Origin of the sequence: uncultured Thiodictyon sp. (assembly GCF_903828115.1) — a bacterium.
GTDB lineage: Bacteria > Pseudomonadota > Gammaproteobacteria > Chromatiales > Chromatiaceae > Thiodictyon.
This window is the reverse complement of record NZ_CAIKKU010000419.1, coordinates 1-2,097: the sequence shown is the minus strand read 5'-3', so window position 1 is coordinate 2,097 and position 2,097 is coordinate 1. Positions and strand designations below refer to the sequence as shown.

3 protein-coding genes are annotated in these 2,097 nt (G+C 67.6%); all 3 read right to left on the bottom strand.

What is annotated here, in order from left to right; all coding sequences use genetic code 11:
• On the bottom strand, positions 1–276 hold a 276-nt coding region (locus QZY48_RS15435; protein ID WP_295432365.1), incomplete at its 3' end, for an Rpn family recombination-promoting nuclease/putative transposase.
• A gap of 174 nt (positions 277–450) precedes the next feature.
• Positions 451–1,038 carry an MATE family efflux transporter gene (locus tag QZY48_RS15430; RefSeq protein WP_295432362.1) on the bottom strand — a complete coding sequence of 196 codons (588 nt, stop codon included), beginning with the start codon at positions 1,036–1,038 and terminating at the stop codon, positions 451–453.
• A gap of 323 nt (positions 1,039–1,361) precedes the next feature.
• Positions 1,362–2,097: Rpn family recombination-promoting nuclease/putative transposase (locus QZY48_RS15425; protein WP_295432359.1), on the bottom strand; the 736-nt coding region annotated here is incomplete at its 5' end.

Here is a 2,097-nt window from a genome sequence, read left to right as displayed (position 1 = left end):
CAGCAGGTACACATAGAGCCATTCCCCGGCCACCCGCACCCGCCAGATGATGTCATCCTCGCGCTCGCGCAGGTCGTCGGTGACATAGCTGCCGCCCTGCTTCTCCAGGGTGCTGAAGTCGATCAGCGCCAGCCAGTCCTCCTGCACGAAGTCGCGCAACAGGCCCTCGACCATCTCGGGGTGGGAGACCAGGGGTTTGTAGGAGCCGTCCTGCGGCGCCCGTGCCCGCCGGGCGGAGGGGCGCACACGCGGACGCTTGCGTGGGGGGCGGGGCATGGCAGTGAGGCGCACAGGCCGATTGGATGACTGGGGGACTGACCCGAAGTGTTGCACGGGCGGGCCCAGCGGGCAACGTCGGCGATGCTGAGATCAGGTGCTCCACCTCGCGTGCCCACGCTTGGGTCCACGCCACGATCGAGCAGTGCCGCGCCGCCTGTGTCGAGGCGCCACTTACCGCAGCTCGATACGCCGCCAGGCCCCCGAACGCCAGCGCCACGCCATCATGCTGCCCAGCACGGCGACATAGGCGAGCAAACCGATCCAGCCGCCCAGGGCGCCGAGGCCGAATTGGGGCAGGCCCGGCACCCAGCCCGCGCCGGGGGCGAAGGCCAGGCTGTGCACCAGCGGCAGGAAGCCGAGCCAGGACAGGAGCACCGTCAGCAGGGCCGGTACCCGCACGTCCCCGGCCCCGCGCAGCGCAAAGCCGCAGCCGAGGTTCAGCCCGTCGAAGACCTGGTAGGCGGCCCCGAGCCAGATCAGGAGGGCGGCGGTCTGCACCACGGCCGCGGCATTGGCGTCCGCCGGGTTGACGAAGAGCGGCATGGACCAGGGTCCGGCGAGGGCCAGCACCAGGCTGATCAGGCCCATGTAGGCCACGGTGAGCCCGATGGCCGTATTGCCGACGCGCCCGGCCCAGTCCCGATCCCCGGCCCCGATGGATTGGGCGACCAGGCACGGTTGTGGCGCAGTGCGGGCAGGGGGCGCGGGAGAGCCGGGAGATCGGGGGGAGTCGGGTCCATGGCAGCGGTGCAGGGTCAAACCACTGACCCTGCCTCAAGGGTCCGGTGCTGACTCCTGGCCGGATGCCCCTGCCGCCGGACCGTTACGGGTCTTGCGGCAAACTGCCGGACGGGGCATTTGAGACTCGGCAAGTATTCGAGCCTTTTTTATCAGTTACATAGCGCTTAATCGTGATACGGTTTCGAGAGAAAAGCGCCGAAAATTGCTATTTTGTGCCGATTTCGCCCCGATTTCGCCTCGGGGCGCTGAGCAATCTCTATGATTTACAATAGCATAATACTTTCACAGTCTCATTTGCCCCGTCCAGCCCGAGGCACTGGGCCAGGTCGCGCCACTACCGCTCAACCCGTGGATGGGCGCGACTCCGGCGGCTGGCCGCCGAGCAGGACATCCAGGGTCGCGGCCTGGAAGAGGCCGTCCAGCCAGGCGTCCAACTGGCCGAGGGTCGCCGCGTCGATACGCGCCTGCGCCCAAGGCGCTAGATCACCAAAACGGACCCGGAGCAGGCGTTTCAGCGCATCGCGCTTACCTTCCAGCTTGCCCGTCCGCTCACCTTCCCGCTTGCCTTCCCGCAAGCCTTCCCGCTTCCACTTCTGCGTCCACTCGTCAACGTGTTCGGAAAGCATCGTCTCGACCTCCCCTAAATCGTGCAGTTGCGGCAAATTCTCGCCCGGCAGCAGGCGCCGGAGCAAGACCCGCGCGAACCAGACCGTCAGCGCCCGTCGCAGGCTCGCGTAGCGTGGACCCTGCAACCGGGTGCCAAGCCGACGCAGGATCGGGCGTAGCGCCTCCGGGCCTTCGGCGGCCAGGGTTTCCAGCCGCACCAGCTCGGCCGCCACACTGGTCGCCTGCTCCAGCGTTTCCTCCCCAATGCGGCCCTCATCGATCAGATGATAGCGGTGTTGGGGCCGGTAGCGCGCCAGGGCGTTGGGCAGCGGGACGATCAGTTCGGCGATGTCACGCGCGGCCGTCCAGCGTCCTGTGCCGTTGTAAAGCACCAGCGGAAAAACCGGCGGCAGGTGCTGACCCGCCGCCACGGCCCCGCTCTTGATCAGGTCTTGATACAGCAGCCCGGTG